At 64.2% G+C, this 19,821-nt stretch carries 18 protein-coding genes and 2 tRNA genes; 14 read left to right on the top strand and 6 right to left on the bottom strand.

Annotated features, from left to right (window positions below):
• Positions 1–4: 4 nt before the first annotated feature.
• From yidD to rpmH, 3 genes are read right to left on the bottom strand one after another with little or no spacing between them, the layout of a single operon-like run.
• Positions 5–415, bottom strand: coding sequence for a membrane protein insertion efficiency factor YidD (gene yidD / locus AB4Y72_RS16750; protein ID WP_441427267.1), 411 nt, complete (start codon positions 413–415; stop codon positions 5–7).
• A complete protein-coding gene (gene rnpA / locus AB4Y72_RS16745) occupies positions 408–818 on the bottom strand; it encodes a ribonuclease P protein component (RefSeq protein WP_441427266.1) in 411 nt (136 codons plus the stop codon). The genes yidD and rnpA overlap by 8 nt, the downstream gene beginning before the upstream one ends.
• A gap of 41 nt (positions 819–859) precedes the next feature.
• Positions 860–997, bottom strand: coding sequence for a 50S ribosomal protein L34 (gene rpmH, locus AB4Y72_RS16740; RefSeq protein WP_003800212.1), 138 nt, complete (start codon positions 995–997; stop codon positions 860–862).
• A 463-nt stretch (positions 998–1,460) separates the two neighbouring features.
• Here rpmH and dnaA point away from each other — a divergent pair, with 463 nt between their 5' ends.
• The 11 genes from dnaA to AB4Y72_RS16685 all read left to right on the top strand — a co-directional run bounded on the left by dnaA (position 1,461) and on the right by AB4Y72_RS16685 (position 13,875).
• A complete protein-coding gene (dnaA, locus tag AB4Y72_RS16735; RefSeq protein ID WP_223982550.1) occupies positions 1,461–2,882 on the top strand; it encodes a chromosomal replication initiator protein DnaA in 1,422 nt (473 codons plus the stop codon).
• A 597-nt stretch (positions 2,883–3,479) separates the two neighbouring features.
• Complete coding sequence (dnaN, locus tag AB4Y72_RS16730) at positions 3,480–4,604, top strand: DNA polymerase III subunit beta (RefSeq protein WP_018775670.1); 1,125 nt, start codon at positions 3,480–3,482, stop codon at positions 4,602–4,604.
• A 102-nt stretch (positions 4,605–4,706) separates the two neighbouring features.
• Positions 4,707–5,591, top strand: coding sequence for a phosphogluconate dehydrogenase (NAD(+)-dependent, decarboxylating) (gnd, locus tag AB4Y72_RS16725; RefSeq protein ID WP_441427265.1), 885 nt, complete (start codon positions 4,707–4,709; stop codon positions 5,589–5,591).
• A 27-nt stretch (positions 5,592–5,618) separates the two neighbouring features.
• Positions 5,619–6,836 carry a DNA replication/repair protein RecF gene (gene recF, locus AB4Y72_RS16720; RefSeq protein ID WP_441427264.1) on the top strand — a complete coding sequence of 406 codons (1,218 nt, stop codon included), beginning with the start codon at positions 5,619–5,621 and terminating at the stop codon, positions 6,834–6,836.
• Complete coding sequence (locus tag AB4Y72_RS16715; RefSeq protein ID WP_441427263.1) at positions 6,833–7,393, top strand: DUF721 domain-containing protein; 561 nt, start codon at positions 6,833–6,835, stop codon at positions 7,391–7,393. Before recF ends, AB4Y72_RS16715 begins: the two co-directional genes overlap by 4 nt.
• A 505-nt stretch (positions 7,394–7,898) precedes the next feature.
• The gene (gene gyrB / locus AB4Y72_RS16710; RefSeq protein WP_441427306.1) at positions 7,899–9,920 is read left to right on the top strand and encodes a DNA topoisomerase (ATP-hydrolyzing) subunit B; all 2,022 of its coding nucleotides are present in this window, start codon (positions 7,899–7,901) and stop codon (positions 9,918–9,920) included.
• Positions 9,921–9,981: 61 nt separating this feature from the next.
• Entirely contained in the window at positions 9,982–12,741 is a 2,760-nt protein-coding gene (gene gyrA / locus AB4Y72_RS16705; RefSeq protein ID WP_441427262.1) for a DNA gyrase subunit A, read from the top strand.
• On the top strand, positions 12,738–13,370 hold the full coding sequence (locus AB4Y72_RS16700; protein ID WP_441427261.1) for a DUF3566 domain-containing protein: 633 nt from the start codon (positions 12,738–12,740) through the stop codon (positions 13,368–13,370). The genes gyrA and AB4Y72_RS16700 overlap by 4 nt, the downstream gene beginning before the upstream one ends.
• A gap of 98 nt (positions 13,371–13,468) precedes the next feature.
• Positions 13,469–13,542 (top strand) — tRNA-Ile (locus AB4Y72_RS16695).
• A gap of 63 nt (positions 13,543–13,605) precedes the next feature.
• Complete coding sequence (locus AB4Y72_RS16690) at positions 13,606–13,728, top strand: DLW-39 family protein (RefSeq protein WP_341867115.1); 123 nt, start codon at positions 13,606–13,608, stop codon at positions 13,726–13,728.
• A gap of 71 nt (positions 13,729–13,799) precedes the next feature.
• Positions 13,800–13,875 (top strand) — tRNA-Ala (locus AB4Y72_RS16685).
• A gap of 75 nt (positions 13,876–13,950) precedes the next feature.
• Here the strand turns inward: AB4Y72_RS16685 and AB4Y72_RS16680 are convergent.
• Entirely contained in the window at positions 13,951–14,319 is a 369-nt protein-coding gene (locus tag AB4Y72_RS16680; protein WP_441427260.1) for a cupin domain-containing protein, read from the bottom strand.
• Between the two features lie 129 nt (positions 14,320–14,448).
• Here AB4Y72_RS16680 and AB4Y72_RS16675 point away from each other — a divergent pair, with 129 nt between their 5' ends.
• Positions 14,449–15,393 carry a DMT family transporter gene (locus AB4Y72_RS16675; RefSeq protein ID WP_441427259.1) on the top strand — a complete coding sequence of 315 codons (945 nt, stop codon included), beginning with the start codon at positions 14,449–14,451 and terminating at the stop codon, positions 15,391–15,393.
• Positions 15,394–15,424: 31 nt separating this feature from the next.
• Here the strand turns inward: AB4Y72_RS16675 and AB4Y72_RS16670 are convergent, their stop codons facing one another.
• A complete protein-coding gene (locus tag AB4Y72_RS16670; protein WP_441427258.1) occupies positions 15,425–16,297 on the bottom strand; it encodes a glycosyltransferase in 873 nt (290 codons plus the stop codon).
• A gap of 203 nt (positions 16,298–16,500) precedes the next feature.
• Positions 16,501–17,502 (bottom strand): hypothetical protein, encoded by a 1,002-nt coding sequence (locus AB4Y72_RS16665; protein ID WP_441427257.1) that lies wholly within the window; start codon positions 17,500–17,502, stop codon positions 16,501–16,503.
• Between the two features lie 155 nt (positions 17,503–17,657).
• Between AB4Y72_RS16665 and AB4Y72_RS16660 the strand changes: the two genes are divergently transcribed.
• Positions 17,658–18,203, top strand: coding sequence for a peptidylprolyl isomerase (locus AB4Y72_RS16660; RefSeq protein ID WP_441427256.1), 546 nt, complete (start codon positions 17,658–17,660; stop codon positions 18,201–18,203).
• Between the two features lie 8 nt (positions 18,204–18,211).
• Positions 18,212–19,081 (top strand): rhomboid family intramembrane serine protease, encoded by an 870-nt coding sequence (locus tag AB4Y72_RS16655; RefSeq protein WP_441427255.1) that lies wholly within the window; start codon positions 18,212–18,214, stop codon positions 19,079–19,081.
• Positions 19,082–19,821: the final 740 nt, after the last annotated feature.

Genomic DNA, 19,821 nt, shown 5'->3' with positions numbered 1-19,821 from the left:
TTCGTCAGGCCGCAGGGCGGCCTTCTCCATCAGGCTGAGCAGCCAAGTACTTGTCCGGATTGTTCAGCACAACAATTGTGGGGGTATGGCCGGCCGGCCATTCCCGATGCCCGGCGGGGACGTGGTCCACTCCACCGGCATTCCATGGATGGCAGCGCAACAGGCGCCTCACAGCCAGCCAGCTTCCTTTTACGGCACCGTGCACCGTGATCGCCTCAAGGGCATAGGCCGAACAGCTGGGGAAAAAGCGGCACACTTGGCCGTACAGCGGCGAGACCACCTTGCGGTAGGCCATCAGCAGCAGGATGAGGATGTTGCGGGGCAGGGTCCAGAGCGCCGTGCCCAACCGGCGCAGTACCGATCCGCCGGCCGCAACGAACAGGCCGGGGACGACGGCGGCAGTTGAGTTACGCACGCGGGGTCCCTTCCTGTGTTGTCTCGTAAGAACCTGACGAAGCAGCCTTCGGAAGGCGGTTGCCCAGGCGTTTCATGGTTGTTTCCAAAGCCGCGTCATAGTCGGCGAGCAGTTGGTCCCAGCTGGCCCCCGCCGCGGCGGGCAGTGCCCGGACCACGATGGCGAACCCGCTGCCGTATTTCTGCAACGACAATGCGCCGGCTTCTCTCAGTCTCCTCTTAACGAGGTTCCTGACAACAGCGTTCCCGACACTCTTGGAAACGATGAATCCGATCCGGCTTGGTTCATCGGCAGCGAGAGCTGCCGCATATAACACTACGTTCCGGCGTCCATTGCGGACACCGGAACGTACAGTTGTTGAAAAATCGGTTGATGTCCGCAGACGGTTCCTGGTGGCTAGCACCGTTAAACTCGCACAGGGATGTGGACCGACGAGTCAGTTATTTAGGCCGACAGTTCGGTGCGGCCCTTGCCACGACGGGCTGCCAGGATGGCACGGCCGGCACGGGTACGCATACGAAGGCGGAAGCCATGCTTCTTGGCTCGACGGCGGTTATTCGGCTGAAAAGTCCGCTTGCTCACGTTAGTTACTCCAGTGGATCAAAGGTGCGCCCACCCGATCAAGGGGAAGAACTGGCCGACGCTAAGTTTTGTATGTGCCGCTTCCCTCTTAACTCGCACGGCGCGGAGCGTCGGGAGAGATTCAAATGAGGCGAAAAGCGTACACATGGGACTTCACAACGTTAGGGCTTGCCGGCCGCCCGAGTCAAACCGGGGGTCGCCCCGCAACCTTTCCCCAGCTGTGGCTAACCCGCCCGCGAGCCTGTGGATGAGTCAGCTCACAGGCCCCGTTTCAGAACCACAACGGTGTAATTATCCACAGGACTCTACCCAGCTATCTTCTGGCGTTTTCATCCCCTACAGTGTCTCAGTAACCCCTTATCCACGGACTGTGTATAACCCTGTGGATGGACCGGGCCGGCGCGCTGCGCCGGGCCGTGTGGATGCACGTAATGCAGGCCAGCAAGTTTTGAGGAACTGATTGATGACAGTAGACGAAGCCAACCAAGCCAACACTGTCGGAAGTTCCTGGCGGCGAGTTGTGAGCCTTTTGGAGAACGACCACCGTGTATCACCGAGGCAGCGCGGTTTCGTCATCCTCGCTCAGGCACAAGGCCTGATCGGGTCCACCCTGCTGGTGGCCGTTCCCAACGAGCTCACCCGCGAGGTCCTGCAGACCCAGGTCAAGGAAGCCCTCGATGATGCCCTCCGGAGCGTCTTCTCCGACGAGATCCGCTGCGCGATCGACGTCGACACCGACCTGGTGCCGCTGCACACCGAACCCGAGCCCGCCGTCGAGCTTTCCCTCGTCGCCGACCCGACCGTGGAGTCGAAGCCGCAGCCGATGCTGCCAAGCACCTCCCACGAATTCGGCCGGCTCAACCCGAAGTACGTGTTCGACACTTTCGTGATCGGATCCTCCAACCGCTTCGCCCATGCGGCCGCCGTCGCCGTGGCCGAGGCGCCGGCCAAGGCCTACAACCCGCTGTTCATCTACGGCGACTCCGGACTCGGCAAAACCCACCTGCTCCACGCGATCGGCCACTATGCGCGCCGGCTGTACAGCGGGATCAGGGTCCGGTACGTCAACTCCGAAGAATTCACCAACGACTTCATCAACTCCATCCGCGACGATGAAGGCACCAGCTTCAAGACGACCTACCGCAACGTGGACGTGCTGCTCATCGACGACATCCAGTTCCTGGCCGGCAAGGACCGGACGCTGGAGGAGTTCTTCCACACGTTCAACGCCCTGCACAACAACAACAAACAGGTGGTCATCACCTCCGACCAGCCGCCGAAGCTGCTCGCCGGCTTCGAAGACCGGATGAAGTCACGCTTCGAGTGGGGCCTCCTGACCGATATCCAGCCGCCGGAACTGGAAACCCGTATCGCCATCCTCCGGAAGAAGGCCCTCAGCGAAGGCCTCTCCGCCCCGGACGATGCCCTCGAATACATCGCCTCGAAGATTTCCAGCAACATCCGCGAGCTTGAAGGAGCCCTCATCCGGGTCACGGCCTTCGCCAGCCTGAACCGGCAGCCGGTCGATGTGGCCCTGGCCGAGATGGTCCTCAAGGACCTCATCACCGATGACGGCGCCCAGGAAATCACCTCGGCCCAGATCCTCACGCAAACGGCCGACTACTTCAAGCTCAGCATGGAGGAGCTCTGCAGCAAGTCGCGCACCCGCACCCTGGTGACCGCGCGGCAGATTGCGATGTACCTCTGCCGGGAACTCACGGACATGTCCCTGCCCAAGATCGGACAGGAGCTGGGCGGCCGTGACCACACCACCGTGATCCACGCCGACCGCAAGATCCGCGAACTGATGGCCGAGCGCCGGGTCATCTACAACCAGGTGACCGAGCTGACCAACCGGATCAAGCAGCAGCAGCGCAATTCCTGAGCTGATTCCTGTCCTGACCGGACGCGCACTCTTACCTTATTAACAGGGGCCTGTGGACAAACCTGTGGATACTTAAGGGGACAACCGCGGTTAATGGGCTTAAAACCCTTAAGCCGCCTGTGGATCAGCCAAACGACGAAAAATCTTGTCCCCATCCACACCCTGTTTAAAACCTCCGCCGCCCACAGTCCATGAACAGGGCTTAACCGCGGAATCGCGCCGTGAGATCGAGTTATCCACAGTTTCCACAGCAGTTATTAACACTACTAATCCCAAGAAAATGAAATTCCCTCAAATAACAATCTCGTTCCCGACCCCCGCAGCGCCCCGGCCCGTTCCGGACCGGCACAGGAGACCGGCCCGGCGAACAACACTCATGTAAGCCGGGGATGGGAGAATCGCTCACCTTGGGGCTAAGCTGTCTGCAGTGCGTCCGTCCCGGACATCTTTTGTGGTTCCCTAGCGGCCCAGGAAGACCGGGGAAGGCGGACCATTCCCTCGTTGACGGGTTTCGGCAGTCCTGCCGGGATCCGTGGCAACGTGGAAAGTTTTAGCGATTTCAGCACAAACAGCAGCAATGAAAGGCGGCACCCTTCCGTGAAGTTCAGAGTCGAACGGGACGTCCTGGCAGAAGCCGTGACATGGACCGCCCGGTCGTTGTCTCCGCGGCCGCCCGTTCCCGTACTTTCAGGCCTGCTCCTGAAGGCTGAAGCCGGCACTGTCAGCCTCTCGAGCTTTGACTACGAGACCTCAGCAAGGCTCGAGATCCCTGCTGACATCAGTGCGGAAGGAACCATCCTGGTATCCGGACGCCTGCTCGCGGATATTTGCCGCAGCCTGCCCTCCGCCCCCGTCGAGGTTGAAACCGACGGCAACAAAGTGACACTCACGTGCCGCCGAAGCAGCTTCCACCTGGCCACAATGCCCGAGGCCGAATACCCGCCGCTGCCGGCGCTGCCCACAATCAGCGGCACCGTTCCCGGCGACTCGTTCGCCCAGGCCGTCTCCCAGGTGATCATCGCAGCCAGCAAGGACGACACCCTGCCGATCCTGACCGGCGTGCGGATGGAGATCGAGGACGATCTGATCACCCTTCTGGCCACCGACCGCTACCGCCTCGCCATGCGCGAGGTCCCGTGGAAGCCTGCCACTCCCGGCATCTCCACGAGCGCCCTGGTCAAGGCCAAGACACTCAACGAGGTGGCCAAAACACTCGGCAGCAGCGGCGACATCAACATTGCCCTTGCCGATGATGACAGCAGGCTGATCGGTTTCGAGAGCGGCGGCAGGACCACTACCTCCCTCCTGGTGGACGGCGACTACCCGAAGATCCGTTCGCTGTTCCCGGACTCCACACCGATCCACGCCACCGTGCAGACCCAGGAACTGGTCGAGGCCGTGCGCCGTGTCTCGCTCGTTGCGGAACGGAACACCCCCGTCCGGCTCGCCTTCACCCAGGGCCAGTTGCACCTGGATGCCGGCACCGGCGAGGACGCCCAGGCCTCCGAAGAGCTCGAAGCACAGCTGTCCGGCGAGGACATCACCGTGGCCTTCAACCCGCACTACCTGATCGAGGGCCTGAGCGTCATCGAAACCAAGTTCGTGCGCTTCTCCTTCACCACCGCACCGAAACCGGCCATGATCACGGCCCAGCAGGACGCCGAGGGCGAGGACCAGGGCGACTATCGCTACCTGGTCATGCCCGTCCGGCTCCCCAACTAACTCCCAGATACGGCCGTTTTGACCGCTCAAAACGGCCACAAGTGCGAGTCAGTTGGGTGATACCACCCCGAAGTACCCCAGCGCAGAAAAGAGTTCATCCCCGTGCACATCGGACTAATCGGCCTTGGAAAAATGGGCTTCAACATGCGCGAACGCCTGCGCAACGGCGGGATCGAGGTCACCGGCTTTGACCGCAACCCGGAGCTGACCGACGTCACCACCGTGGACGAGTTGATCGCCGTTGTCCCGGCCCCGCGGATCATCTGGGTCATGGTCCCGTCTGGCGACATCACCGACGCCGTGATCAGCGAACTCGGCACCAAGCTCGACGCCGGCGACCTTGTGATCGACGGCGGCAACTCCCGGTTCACCGAAGACCAGAAGCACGGCGCGGCACTGGCCGAAAAGGGCATCCGCTTTATCGACTGCGGCGTCTCCGGCGGAGTCTGGGGTCTGCAGAACGGCTACGGCCTCATGGCGGGCGGCGATGCCGCGGACATCGAACGGGCTCTGCCGGTCTTCGATGCCCTCCGTCCCGAGGGCGACCGCGCCGACAGCTTCGTGCACGTGGGCGGCGCCGGCGCCGGCCATTACGCCAAAATGGTCCACAACGGGATCGAATATGGCCTGATGCAGGCCTATGCGGAAGGCTACGAACTTCTGGCCGCCAAGGACATCGTTGCCGACCTGCCCGGAACGTTCCGCGCCTGGCAAAAGGGCACCGTGGTCCGTTCCTGGCTGCTGGACCTCATGGTCAAGGCCCTCGATGAGGACCCCGGACTGGAATCGATCTCCGATTACGTCGAGGATTCGGGCGAAGGCCGCTGGACTGTCGAGGAGGCGATCGCCAACGCGGTGCCCGCCCCGGCCATCACGGCTGCGCTCTTCGCCAGGTTCTCCTCCCGCGAGGACAATTCGCCGACCATGAAGATGGTGTCCGCGTTGCGCCACCAGTTCGGCGGCCACGCGACCCGGCCGGCCAAGTAATCCTGCCCGTGAGGTCCTGAATCCCGCGTGTACCTAGAAAAGCTCTCGCTCACCGATTTCCGCAGCTACGCCCAGGTCGATCTCAGCCTGGAACCCGGGGTCACCGTTTTGGTGGGGTCCAACGGCATCGGTAAGACCAACCTGATGGAAGCGATCGGGTATCTGGCCACGCTGAATTCCCACCGGGTCAGCACGGACGCGCCGCTGCTCCGGTTCGGCACCGACCGGGCGATGATCCGGGCGAAGCTGGTCCGCGGCGAGCAGGCCACGGTGCTGGAACTGGAAATCAACGCGTCCCGGGCGAATCGGGGACGGATCAACCGCAGCAATCCGGTCCGCGCCCGGGATTTGCTGGGCATTTGCCAGACCGTGCTTTTCGCCCCGGAAGACCTGGCGCTGGTCAAGGGCGATCCGTCCAACCGACGCCGGTTCCTGGATGAACTCCTGGTCAGCCTGATGCCGCGCCACGCCGCCACCCGGAGCGACTATGACCGGGTGTTGAAGCAGCGCAATGCGTTGCTCAAATCGGGACGGGCAGGAAAATTCACCGCCGGCCATGAAGCCACGCTGGATGTCTGGGACCAGCACATGGCGCGGGCGGGGGCGGAACTTCTGCACGCCCGCCTGGAGCTGGTAGACCGCCTGCAGCCGCACCTGAAAAATGCCTATGCCCAGCTCACCGACGGTTCCAAGGAAGCGTCCGCGGTCTACCGTTCCACCTTGCAGGACATCCTGGATGACGACGGCGCCGGTGCCGGGACAAGCCCGGAGCCCGGTGCGGATTTCGCTGCGGAGGCACCCAGGGATGACTTGCGCCTGCTCTCCGTCGAGCAGCTCACGGAACGGTACATCCAGGCCTTCGCCGCGTCCCGCCGCAGGGAGCTCGAACGGGGAATCTCATTGGTGGGGCCGCACCGCGATGAGCTTGAGCTGGTGCTTGGATCGGCGCCGGCCAAGGGCTACGCCTCGCACGGGGAAACCTGGTCCATGTGCCTGTCCCTCCGCCTGGCCTCGTACTATGTCATGCTCGACGATGCCCGCACCGGCGGGTCCCCGCCCATCCTGATTCTGGATGACGTTTTTGCCGAGCTGGACGTCCAGCGGCGGCGTAAACTGGCCGCAATAGTATCCGGCGCCGAACAGGTGCTGGTCACCGCCGCCGTCGAGGACGACATCCCGGAGGAGTTGACCGGGCGGCGGGTGAAGGTCATCCCGGGAGGAATCGATGAGCAGGACAATCGATGAATAAGGATACCGACGGCGGCCTGCAGCCGGGCCGCGACCCCGACGACATCGACGCGGCCCAGTCCGCCTTGAACAGGATGCGCGACGCTGCGGCCGCCCGCGGCGAAATCCGGCGGGCGCTTCCGCGCTCCGGTAAGGCGGCCCAGAAACCCGCGCGCAGCGCGCGGGGAACCCGCGGCTTCTCACAATTCCACGGCACCGGCCGGGATCCGATGGGCCTGGGCAAAGTCGTGGGACGCCTCGTGGCCGAACGCGGCTGGAGCTCGCCCGTCGCGGTCGGCTCCGTGATGGCGCAATGGGCCGTCCTCGTCGGGCCCGAAATCTCAGCCCACTGCACCCCGGAGAGCTTCACGGACACCACCTTGCACGTGCGGACCGATTCGACCGCGTGGGCAACGCAGCTGCGGTTGCTGAGCAGCAGCCTCCTGGAAAAGTTCCGCACCGAACTCGGCGACGGAGTTGTCACCAGCATCCAGGTGCTCGGACCCGCCGCACCGAGCTGGCGCAAGGGCCTCCGGACGGTCAACGGCCGCGGGCCCCGTGACACGTACGGATAGGCCGGACGGCCGGCCCGGCCGCCGGATCTGAAGCACTTCTTGCAAAAAACCTTGAAAAATCCGCAAACGGCGTGTAGGGCGCTCGAACGCCCCGGAGCCGTATAGGCACCTTAGGGATGGACCCTGAATGCCTTGCAGGGGGAGCCAGCGGCCTCTCAGCGGCACTTTCCCTCCCGTTTAGGGCTCTGGAATGCGGGTTTGGGCCCTATAGCACGATAGAATCACTGTAGATAACTGGGCGCCGGTGAAACGTCGACTGAGTCCGTTTCCGACGCAATTTCAGCGTGTGGGGTGACGGGACCAGGTCAGCGGAACAGCCGTCGTCGTCAGTGACGTGCCTGTTGGCAGGAGCCCTTTCCCCGGAAAGGGCAACGGCCGGCCTTCAACGAACATAGAGGAGTCGAAAGCGCCTGTGGCTAACGACAATGCAGAGATCCCGGCAGTGGAAGACGTAGCGGAAGCGGTAGTGGGGGAAACGACGGCGGCTGAGACTGCCGTAGCGGCGATGTCCGGGACCGCGACATCGCGTGAATACGGCGCCAGCGACATCACCGTCCTTGAAGGTCTGGAGGCTGTCCGGAAACGCCCCGGCATGTACATCGGTTCCACGGGACCCCGCGGCCTGCACCACCTGGTCTATGAAGTGGTGGACAACTCGGTGGACGAGGCCCTCGCGGGTTACTGCACGCACATCGAAATCGTGCTGCAGGCCGACGGCGGGGTCAAGGTGGTCGACAATGGCCGTGGCATCCCCGTAGACATGCACCCTACCGAGCACAAGCCCACGGTGGAAGTCGTCATGACCATCCTGCACGCCGGCGGCAAGTTCGGCGGCGGCGGATATGCCGTCTCCGGCGGCCTGCACGGCGTCGGCATTTCGGTGGTCAACGCGCTTTCCAGCCGCGTCGACACCGAGGTCCGCCGCCAGGGACACGTCTGGCGGATGTCCTTCGCCGACGGCGGAAAGCCGCAGGGCGGTCTGGTGCAGGGCGAGGAGACCACCGAGACCGGCACCACGCAGACGTTCTACCCCGATGCCACGATCTTCGAGAGCACCGACTTCGACTTCGAAACCCTGCGTGCCCGCTTCCAACAGATGGCGTTCCTGAACAAGGGGCTGCGCATCACCTTGACCGACGAACGCCGCGCTCCGGAGGAACCGTCCGAGGACGACGACCTGGACCTGGATGCTGTCCCCACCGAAGGTGAAGTTGCCGCGGAATTCCACACGGTTGTGTACCAGTACGACGACGGCCTGCTGGACTACGTCAAGCACCTGAACTCCGGCAAGAAGGTTGATGTGGTCCACGAGGACGTCATCGCCTTCGAGACCGAGGACACGGAACGGCACATTGCCCTGGAAATGGCGATGCAGTGGACCAACGCGTACTCCGAGAGCGTCCACACCTACGCCAACACCATCAACACCCACGAGGGTGGCACCCACGAAGAGGGTTTCCGGGCCGCGATGACCTCGCTCATCAACCGCTATGCGCGGGAGAAGAACATCATCAAGGAAAAGGAAGACAACCTCACCGGAGACGACATCCGCGAGGGCCTGACGGCAGTCATTTCCGTGAAGCTCTCCGAGCCGCAGTTCGAGGGCCAGACCAAGACCAAGCTCGGCAACTCCGAGGTCAAGGGCTTTGTCCAACGGGTTGTGACCGACGGTCTGGGCGACTGGCTCGAGCGCAACCCCGGCCCCGCCAGGGACGTTATCCGCAAGGCCATTTCGGCCGCCCAGGCACGCATGGCTGCTCGGAAGGCTCGAGACAATGCCCGCCGCAAGAGCCCGTTGGAATCCTTCGGCATGCCCGGGAAACTCTCCGACTGCTCCTCCAAGAACCCGGAGAAGTGCGAGGTCTACATTGTGGAGGGTGACTCGGCCGGCGGCTCCGCCAAGCGCGGCCGCAACCCGGAGACCCAGGCGATCCTGCCGCTGCGCGGAAAGATCCTGAACGTCGAACGGGCCCGCCTGGACAAGGCGCTGGGCAACGCCGAGGTCCAGTCCATGATCACCGCCTTCGGCACCGGCATCGGCGAGGACTTCGACCTGGCCAAACTGCGCTACCACAAGATCGTGCTCATGGCCGATGCCGACGTCGACGGCCAGCACATCACGACGCTGCTGATGACTCTGCTGTTCCGCTACATGCGCCCGCTGATCGAGAACGGCTTCGTCTACCTGGCACAGCCGCCGCTGTACCGGATCAAGTGGTCGAACGCCCCGCACGACTACGTCTACAGCGACCGTGAGCGCGACGCGAAGCTGGTCTCCGGCCAGGCCGCCGGCCGCCGCATCCCCAAGGACAACGGCATCCAGCGCTACAAGGGCCTCGGCGAAATGGACTACACGGAGCTGTGGGACACCACCATGGACCCGGACCACCGCACCCTGCTGCAAGTCACCATGGACGACGCCCTGGCCGCGGACCAGATCTTCTCCACCCTGATGGGCGAGGACGTGGAATCGCGCCGAAACTTCATTCAGCAGAACGCCAAGGACGTTCGGTTCCTGGACATCTAGCGGCCGTTTGGGCCCTTGATATTCCCGGACTGATATATACCTGAAACGGAAAATATAGAAAATGAGTGACGAAACACCAGAAGTTCCGGCCGGGCCGGCCGATGCCGAGACCCCCATCGAGGGCACTGTCCTTGACACCGATGTGCTGACCGACCGCGTCGAACAGGTCGACCTCCAGACGGAAATGCAGCGCTCCTACCTCGACTACGCCATGGCTGTCATCGTGGGCCGGGCCCTGCCGGACGTCCGCGACGGCCTCAAACCGGTCCACCGCCGGGTGCTCTACGCGATGTTCGACGGCGGCTACCGCCCGGAGCGCTCCTTCAACAAGTGCGCCCGCGTGGTGGGCGAAGTCATGGGCCAGTACCACCCGCACGGCGACACCGCGATCTACGACGCGCTGGTGCGCCTGATCCAGGACTGGACGATGCGTTATCCGCTGGCGCTGGGCCAGGGTAACTTCGGTTCTCCCGGCAACGACGGCGCCGCCGCCCCGCGGTACACGGAAACCAAAATGGCGCCGCTCGCCATGGAGATGGTCCGGGACATCGATGAGGAAACCGTCGACTTCCAGGACAACTACGACGGCAAGAACCAGGAACCGACCATCCTTCCGGCCCGGTTCCCGAACCTGCTGGTGAACGGCTCCTCAGGCATTGCCGTCGGCATGGCCACCAACATCCCGCCGCACAACCTCCGCGAGGTTGCAGACGGTGTGCAGTGGTATTTGGCCAACCCGACCGCCAGCCGCGAGGAGCTGCTCGAGGAGCTGATCCAGCGCATCAAGGGACCGGATTTCCCGACCGGCGCCACCATCCTGGGCCACAAGGGCATCGAGGACGCCTACCGCACGGGCCGTGGCTCGATCACCATGCGTGCCGTGGTTAACGTCGAGGAACTCCAGGGCCGCACCTGCCTGGTGGTCACCGAACTGCCGTACCAGGCCAACCCGGACAACCTGGCCATCAAGATCGCCGAGCTGGTCAAGGACGGCAAGATTTCCGGCATCGCCGACCTCCGGGACGAGACCTCGGGCCGCACCGGCCAGCGCCTGGTCATCGTGCTCAAGCGGGACGCCGTGGCGAAGGTGGTGCTGAATAACCTCTACAAGCACACCCAGCTGCAGGACAACTTCGCGGCCAACATGCTGGCCATTGTCGACGGTGTTCCCCGAACGCTTAGCCTGGACGCGTTCATCCGCCACTGGGTCACGCACCAGATGGACGTCATTGCCCGCCGCACCCGGTACCGGCTGCGCAGGGCGGAGGAAGAAGCGCACATCCTGCGCGCACTCCTCAAGGCGCTGGACGCGCTCGATGAGGTCATCGCCCTGATCCGCGCGTCGACCACTACGGAGGCCGCGCGCCTCGGGCTCATGGAACTGCTCGACATCGACGAGGACCAGGCCAAGGCCATCCTGGACATGCAGCTGCGCCGGCTCGCCGCTCTAGAGCGCCAGAAGATCCAGGACCGCCATTCTGAACTCGAGGCCCTGATCGCCGAGTACAACTCGATCCTGGCCTCCGAGGAACGCCAGCGCCAGATCATCAGCACCGAGCTCGGCGAGATCGTCGCCAAACACGGTGATGACCGCCGCACCAAGGTCCTGCTGGGCTTCGATGGCGACATGTCGATGGAGGACCTGATCCCGGAAGAGGAAATGGTCGTCACCATCACCCGCGGCGGTTATGTCAAGCGCACCCGCAGCGACAACTACCGTTCGCAACAGCGCGGCGGGAAGGGCATCAAGGGCGCGCAGCTGCGCGGCGACGACGTCGTCGAGCACTTCTTCGTCACCACCACCCACCACTGGCTGCTGTTCTTCACCAACCTGGGCCGGGTCTACCGCACGAAGGCGTACGAGCTCGTGGAAGCCGGACGCGACGCCAAGGGCCAGCACGTGGCAAACCTGATGGCGTTCCAGCCGGACGAGCACATCGCCCAGGTGCTGGACCTGCGCGACTACCAGCATGCCCCGTACCTGGTGCTGGCCACCAAGCGCGGTCTGGTCAAAAAGACCCGCCTGGAGGACTACGACACGAACCGGTCCGCCGGCGTGATCGCCATCAACCTGCGCGACGGCGATGAGCTTGTCTCGGCCCAGCTGGTGTCCGAAACCGATGACCTGATGCTGGTCTCACGCAAGGGCCAGTCGATCCGCTTTACTGCCACGGACGAGGCCCTGCGCCCGATGGGCCGGGCAACGTCCGGCGTGACCGGCATGAAGTTCCGCGAGGACGACGAACTGCTGGCGGCCGACGTCGTGCAGGACGGGTCGTTTGTCTTCATTGTCACCGAAGGCGGTTTCGCCAAGCGGACCGCGGTTGAGGAATACCGCCTCCAGGGCCGCGGCGGCCTTGGCATCAAGGTCGGCAAGTACCAGGAAGAACGCGGTCACCTCGTCGGTGCCCTCATCGTCAATGAGGAAGACGAAGTCCTGGTGGTCATGGAAGGCGGCAAGGTGGTGCGTTCCTCGGTGACCGGGGTCCCCGCCAAGGGCCGCGACACCATGGGCGTCATTTTCGCCAAGCCGGACAAGAACGACCGCATCATCGCCGTTGCACGCAACAGCGAACGCGGGCTGGAAGGCGACGACTCGACCGAAGGTGAAGATACAGGGCAGAGCACAGATGAGCTTGCCGGCGAGAATGTCGGTGAAGGCGTTGAAAATCGGGCTTCCTCGCCGGATGACGTAACGTTGGCTGAAGATCGCGGACTGCAAGAGACGTCCGCAGCGGCAGAATCAGTACCGGCCCCGGAGTCAGATGAGTCATCAGGCAATGCCGAGCTGGACGAAGACAACACCGGAGGTAACGAGTGAGTAATTCCGACTCATATCCCAAGCCGAGCAGCGGCGTGCCGGGCGGAGTGCGGCAACCCGCCGCCGCGCCTCGCGTGGGCGCGCCCTCGCGTCCGCAGCAGCGCCCCGGCGTGTCGGGTGCAACCGCGGGGCAGGGACAGCGTCCCGCGGCCCCCGGTCAGCGCCCCGCAGTACCGGGTCAGCGCCCCGCCGTGCCGGGACAGCGGCCCGCCCAGGCGGGCGGCCAGAACACCGCCGGACTGATCAAACCAGCGCCCAAGGCCAAGGTCCGCCGGGCCAGGCTGCTGGTCAGCAAGGTGGACCCCTGGTCCGTGCTGAAAATGGCCTTCCTGCTCTCCGTGGCCCTGGGCATCGTCACCGTCGTGGCGGCAATCGTGCTTTGGACTGTCTTGGACCTGACCGGGATCTTTGACCAGGTGGACAGCCTGCTCGGGACCCTGGCGGGTTCCGAAGGCGGCGGGTTTGAGCTGAAGAAGGTGGCATCCCTCGGGCAGGTGGCGTCGTTTGCGACGATCATCGCCGTGATCAACGTAGTGCTGCTGACGGCCTTGTCCATGCTTTCCGCCGTGCTCTACAACATTGCGGCGACCCTCGTGGGCGGCATCGGTGTGACCCTCACGGACGACTAGATTCCGGACTTTTCCCCGGAATTCCGCGGGAAAATGCCTCGATTTGAGATCGGGCCGGGATGTGCTGTACAGTCATATCTCGGCCCGATGAGGCATCGGGGCGTATAGCTCAGGCGGTTAGAGCGCTTCGCTGATAACGAAGAGGTCCCAGGTTCAAGTCCTGGTACGCCCACGGAACCTGTACTGGTTTTGCGGAGGATAGTGAAGGTTCGTCGAGAGACTGGACCGGAACGGAGTGCGCGTGAAGAAGTTGCTGGTTATCGCAGCTACGGTCGCAGGCGTGTTCCTCTACAGGAAAGTGCAGGAATCCGAAGCCCGGAAAGTGATCTGGAGCAATTCAACCGACACGGTTGATTAGCCCGGAACCTTGGGAAGGAAGCCGGAAAACGGCCTCCGTAACTAGGGTATGATTGACGGGTTGCTTCTTATGGGGGCATGGCGCAATTGGTAGCGCACCTGCTTTGCAAGCAGGGGGTTCGGGGTTCGAGTCCCCGTGCCTCCACCATAAGGAAGGCCCCGGAACGCGGAAACGCGGTCCGGGGCCTTTTGCATACCCGGGCAACGGCGGTCCCCTGGCGCCTCACTCCTTCGGTTTGGCGTAGTCGGCCATTCCTTGCCAGTCGATGAACACATAGGGTTCATCGCCGAGTACCCAGGCATCGTGGCCCGGCGGGATAACTCCGAAGTCGCCGGGCCCATATTCGATTTCTTCACCGTCGTCCATGACGACCTTCAACCGGCCGGAAATCGTGTAGCCGGTGTGGCTGGCCATGCAGCTGTCCGTCTTGGCAATCGGCTTGACGTGATCGGACCATTTCCATCCCGGCAGGAAAGTGGCCCGGCCAACCGGACCGGCGTCCAGATTGACGAGGTCCACCTGACCCATGCCGTCGGCGACAGGGCGTGTTTCCTCCGGCTTGTCCAGGCTCTTGCGGATCATTGACGCCATGATGGTCTCCTTCTTCGATGATGGTGAAACCGGAATGTGAGACCGCGATTTAAGACTGGCACCGGGGTCTGCACGGGTCAAGGAGCGGCGACAAGGGGTCTCTGCCGGCGGCCCCAGTAGTGTTGGAGCGTGAACTTTATCCTTGCCGCCGTGGGGGTGCTGGGCGTTGCCTCCTCCGGGCCGCTGATCGCAGCCACGCTGGGCGCCACGTCGGTCAGTGCCCTCGCCATCGCCTTCTGGCGCAATGCGATTGGTTCCGTCGTCATGGCCGGTCCTGTGCTGGTCCGCAGTCCCCGTCAATTCGGAAAGGTGACCGGCGCCGAGTTCCGCTGGTCGCTTGCAGCGGCAGTGGCCCTTGCCTTGCACTTTGCCTGCTTCATTACTTCCCTGCAATTGACTTCGGTCGCGGCCGCGACGGCACTGGTCTGCCTGCAGTCGGGCTGGATCGCACTGTTCCAGCTTTTCCGGGGCGTTAGGCACCGCTGGCCGGTCCTGGTGGGGCTGGGAATCGCGTTCGCGGGGGTTGTGACCATTACCGGCTTCGATATGGGCACCTCGCCCGGGGCTCTCCTGGGTGATCTCCTGGCCGTGGCCGGCGGCGCCCTGGCGGGCATCTACACCCTCGCCGGAGGTAAAGCGCGGCAGAGCATGAGCACGGGGGTCTACACGACGCTCTGCTATGGCATGTGCGCCGCGATTGTGGCGGTTATGGCGCTGATTGCCGGACAGCCGCTGGCGGGGTTCGAGGCCTCCGGGTGGCTGGGAATCCTGGCCATCACCGTGTGTGCGCAGCTCGTGGGGCACACCGCGTTCAACCACCTGCTGGCCACCATGAGCCCGTTGCTCGTGTCCATGATCATCTTGTTGGAGATTCCGGGAGCAGCGCTTCTGGCGGCTGCCTTCCTGGGCGAGACATTGCCGGCCGGGACCTATGCGGGACTGGCGATGATCCTGGTGGGACTCGCCGTCGTCGTCCTGGGGCAGCGCGGTTCACGGTCCGGCAGGCGCGGTGGTGCGGGGCGCGGCGGTGAGGCACCCGGGGCCGAGCGGCTGGCGGAGCTGGGGACGGACTAGGCAGTGCTTGGCAAGGCCCGTGCGGCCGGGATTACTGTCCGCCGCGGCGGGCAGGCTGTGGAGCATTGACCGTGTGAATGGCCCGGAGCAGCTTCGCCGGGAAATAGACGGAAAAAAACACCACCATGGGCGCCTTCAGGGCCATCTTCTTGACGTTGTGCGCCTTGTACGTGCGGTCAAACCGCGTCACGTAGTAGCGGTAATCCCGGGGCGAGTCCTCGAGCCGCCGCGCCGACATGCCCGAGATCATCTGGGGCCAGTACTGGATCCTGAGTTCGTGGTCGGCCAGGTGCAGCGAAAGATCAATGTCCTCGTGCATTTCGTCCCGTTCGTCCCGGCAGGTCTCGGCGCGGATGGTTTCCCAGGCTGAGCGGCGGAGAGCCATGTTGGACCCGAAGAGGAAGTGGTACTGGTGCTTGGCAAGCTTGAGCATCAGCTGACGCATTCTGTCGTCTGCTTTGAGCCCAAACCGGCGCAGCGGCATGTCGTAGTAGACCACCGGACCTGTGGCTGCGTGCACCGATTCCTCCCGGAAGGCCTGCTGGACTTGTTCCACCCAGTCAGGCTCCAGCACGGAGTCGGCATCGATCCGGCCCAGGATATCGCCCGTGGCGTGGTCCAGTCCGAAATTGCGCGTGGGGATGAGCCCCTGGTCGCGGTCCTGGCTGAGCAGGATGATGGGACTCTCCGGATACTCCAGTTGCATCTGCCGCACGATATCCGCCGTGCGGTCACGGGACATATTGTCCACCACAATGATTTCGTGGGCGGGTACCGACTGGTAGACCGCGGCGATCAGACACTGCCGGATCACGCTTTCCTCGTTGTACGCCGGGACCACAATAGACACAGCCGGCGGCGGCGCAGTGGGCAAAGCGTCCTGGGGGGATCTGTGGGGTGACATCACCCACAAATTTAGCATCCGGGCTACCCTCCAATCCGGGGCGGCGCGGCACCGGGGCAGCCGGATGAAACAGTAGCCGGATGAAACAAAGGGAGGGATCCCGCACGGTGGCGGAATCCCTCCCTGGGAGTGGCGCAATGCACCTGCCGGAAGACGGAAGGCGGCTGGCGCCGTGTCCGTACCCCCTGCGAAGGCGGGCGGAGCTACTTGCCCGGCTTGTCGGTGCCGTTGTTCAGGCTTGCTGCGATGTTGCGCACAGCGGTCTTGGCATCGGTGGCGGCCTTGGTGGTGGCCTCCGTGGCGTCGGCGGCGGCGGCCGCAGCAGTGTCCTTTGCATCGTCCGCTGCGGCAGCGGTGGCGTCTGCTGCCTCTGCCGATGCATCCGCCGCAGAATCGGCTGCCGCCACGGCTGCGGACCCGGCCTTATCGGCGGTGTCCTTCAGGGCGTCGCTGACGGTGGTGGCCGCCGTCGGAGCCGGCGTCACCGGCGTCGGGACCTTCCAGGGATCCTCAACCGGCTTGGAAGCCCGCCACGCGGCGACGCCGGCGGCGACTGCGGCAGCGATGATGCCGAAGATCAGAAGCCCGCGGTGCTTGGGCTTCTGCGTCTTGCCGAGTTTCGCGCTTGCCGTCTTGCTGGCGTCGGTGGCTGCTGTCTTGAGGTTCTTGCCCGCAGTCTTAGCGTGCCGCTTGGCAGTCTTTGCCTGGGCCTTCGCCTGTCCCTTGACAGTGTGGACCACACCGGAGTCGACAAGCTTCTGTGCCACAGCGTCCACGTGGGCCGGAGCGTTTTCCAGCGTGCGGTGGACGGCGCTGGAAGCGTAGCCGAGCTGGTCCGAAAGCCTGGGCAGGTATTCGACGACCACCAGGTCGCGGGCGTTGGCGATCACCGGTGCTGCCTTGTCCACGGCTTCGTGCAGGCGCGGAGTGGCGCTGTCCGCGGCATCATGGATTTTCGGCGCAAGCTGGGCCAGACCGTCCTGAAGACGCGGGGTGACCGTAGCAACGCTGCCGGCCAGATTCTGGGCCGCCGACTTGAGCCCCTCCTGGATTTTGGGAGAAGCGGTATCCAGCCCATGCTGCAAACGGGGAACAGCCCAGTTCACGGCCGCCTCAACCCGCGGGGCCGCCCAATCCTTGGCGCTGTCCACTCCCGTGCTGACTGACTGCTCAAGGTCACGGGCAATACGATCCGTTTTCTTCACAACTACCTCCCGATTAATGTGACGGTTCTGCTGTTAGCCTACGTGTCTAGGAACGCACCGGCTATTCTTCGGGCGGAATTCCAGCGGATTTCACCCAGCGCGGAACTGACTGTGCGGCCCTGTGCGTGCGGAGCCGCCGTGGAAGAATAGGCGCTATGACTGCCAACGCAACCGCAAAAGCCACTATCCACACGAGCCTCGGCGACATCGTCGTCAGCCTCTTCGGCAATCACGCGCCGAAGACCGTCGGCAATTTCGTCGGCCTGGCCACCGGTGAGAAGGCCTGGACCCACCCGGAAACGGGCGAGGACAAGACCGGCACGCCGCTCTACAACGGCACCATCTTCCACCGCATCATCAAGGACTTCATGATCCAGGCCGGGGATCCCCTGGGCCGCGGCACCGGTGGGCCGGGCTACAAGTTTGACGATGAAATCCACCCGGAACTGACTTTCAACGAGCCGTACAAGCTGGCCATGGCCAACGCCGGTGTGCAGATGGGCCGCGGCACCAACGGTTCGCAGTTCTTCATCACCACCATCCCCACCGGCTGGCTGCAGGGCAAGCACAGCATCTTCGGCGAGGTCGCCGATGAGGACTCCAAGAAGGTCGTCGACGCGATCGAGGGCGTCCGCACCGGCATGGGTGACCGCCCCGTGGAGGATGTCACCATCAACAGCATTGATATCGAACAGCTCTAACCACCACCATGAGCTACGGAATTCCGGCGGCGGAGCCGTCCGCGGAGATCCCGGTATGCCCCAGGCACCCCGACCGGCCCGCCTACGTGCGCTGCCAGCGGTGCGGGCGCCCGGCATGCCCGGATTGCCAGCGGGCGGCCGCCGTCGGATTCCAGTGCGTTGACTGCGTCAACGAAACCAAACGCACGACGCCGAATGTCAGGACTGTTTACGGCGGAGCCGTTACCGCCGGCAAACCCGTGGCCACATTCGTGATCATCGGGCTCTGCGCCCTTGTCTATGCCCTGCAGTGGATCATTCCCAACGACGGGGTCTACCAGCAGCTGGCCTACGCCCCGGCCTTCACTGCTAGTGAGCCGTGGCGCATGCTCACCTCGGCTTTCCTGCACTCCCAGGGATTCTTTCTCCACATCGTCCTGAACATGTACACTTTGTGGATCTTCGGCCAGATCCTCGAGCCGCTGCTGGGCCACGTCCGCTTCTTGGCCATCTACCTGCTCTCCGCCATCGGCGGATCGGCCGGGTTCCTCCTGCTGACCCCGGTTTATCCCGTGAACGGCCCCGTGGGCCTGGTGGGAGCCTCCGGCGCCATCTTCGGGCTGTTCGGCGCCCTGCTGGTGGTCCAGCGTCAACGCGGCGGGGATGTCCGCCAACTCTTGGTCCTGATCGCCATCAACGGTGTTATCGGGTTCATGGTCCCCCAGATCGCCTGGCAGGCGCACCTCGGCGGCCTGGTCACCGGCATCCTGAGCGCCGCCGTCATTACCTACACGCCCCGCGGTCCCCGGCAGGTCCTGGTCCAGATCGTCGGCCTCGCCGCCGTGCTGACCCTGGTGATCGTCGTGTCCGCGGTCCGGATGGCCGGCGCCGCCGCCTAGCCGAGGCCGCCGCCCTTGCAGGGTGCCTTCTCTTGTCGCGCCTTCTTTGTGCCGCGCCGTCTCGGTTTCCCCCAGCGGGCCACCTCCTGCTGGTGAACCCTGCCGCCCAGCCCTGCCGGGGACGCCGCCGTGCACCTTTCCTTCAGTCCGGATCCGTCCGGGGGTACTTCGACACGGAATCACCCTTTCCAGGCCGCGCATAGCCGGTTCCGGCCCTCGAAGTCGCCCCGGGCGGCGCGCACCGCACTCAGTTGTTGGCACGACCTGGCCGTCGGGCTGCACTCCGCCCTGCACCCCGCCCTGCACCCCGCAGGACTTCAGACCGGAACCGGCAAGGCATCTGCGGTTGCGGACGGAAGTTGTCCACAAGGGTTATACACATTGTTAATAACTTACAACCGTGTAGTTCATGACGGCTATCCCGATCTGGCCGCCCTGGCTGGCGAATTTGCGCCGGTCGGGAGATTTTTCCTCGGCGATCTCCACATCTGTGGATAACTTCTGTGGGTTGTCCTGTTAGTAAGTGGACAACTTCGCCCCGCAATCTGGTCTTCCGCGGTCCGGCACTGCACCCCGGCAGTAACGGCCCCAGAGTGTCCGGCGGGTCCGGGTCTCGGCCTTCGTCGTAGCTGCAGGCTCCAGCCCCCAGCCGCCCCGCCCCCGGCCGCCCCGCCTCCCGCCCCCGGCTTCCAGGCTCCAACCGCCAGCCGGCCTTCGGCCGTGTGCTGTCCACGGGTCGG

Origin of the sequence: Arthrobacter sp. YAF34 (genome assembly GCF_052113245.1) — a bacterium.
Classification (GTDB): Bacteria; Actinomycetota; Actinomycetes; order Actinomycetales; family Micrococcaceae; genus Arthrobacter.
Note: the sequence above shows the minus strand (reverse complement) of the source record. Positions and strands in the feature narration are given on the sequence as shown.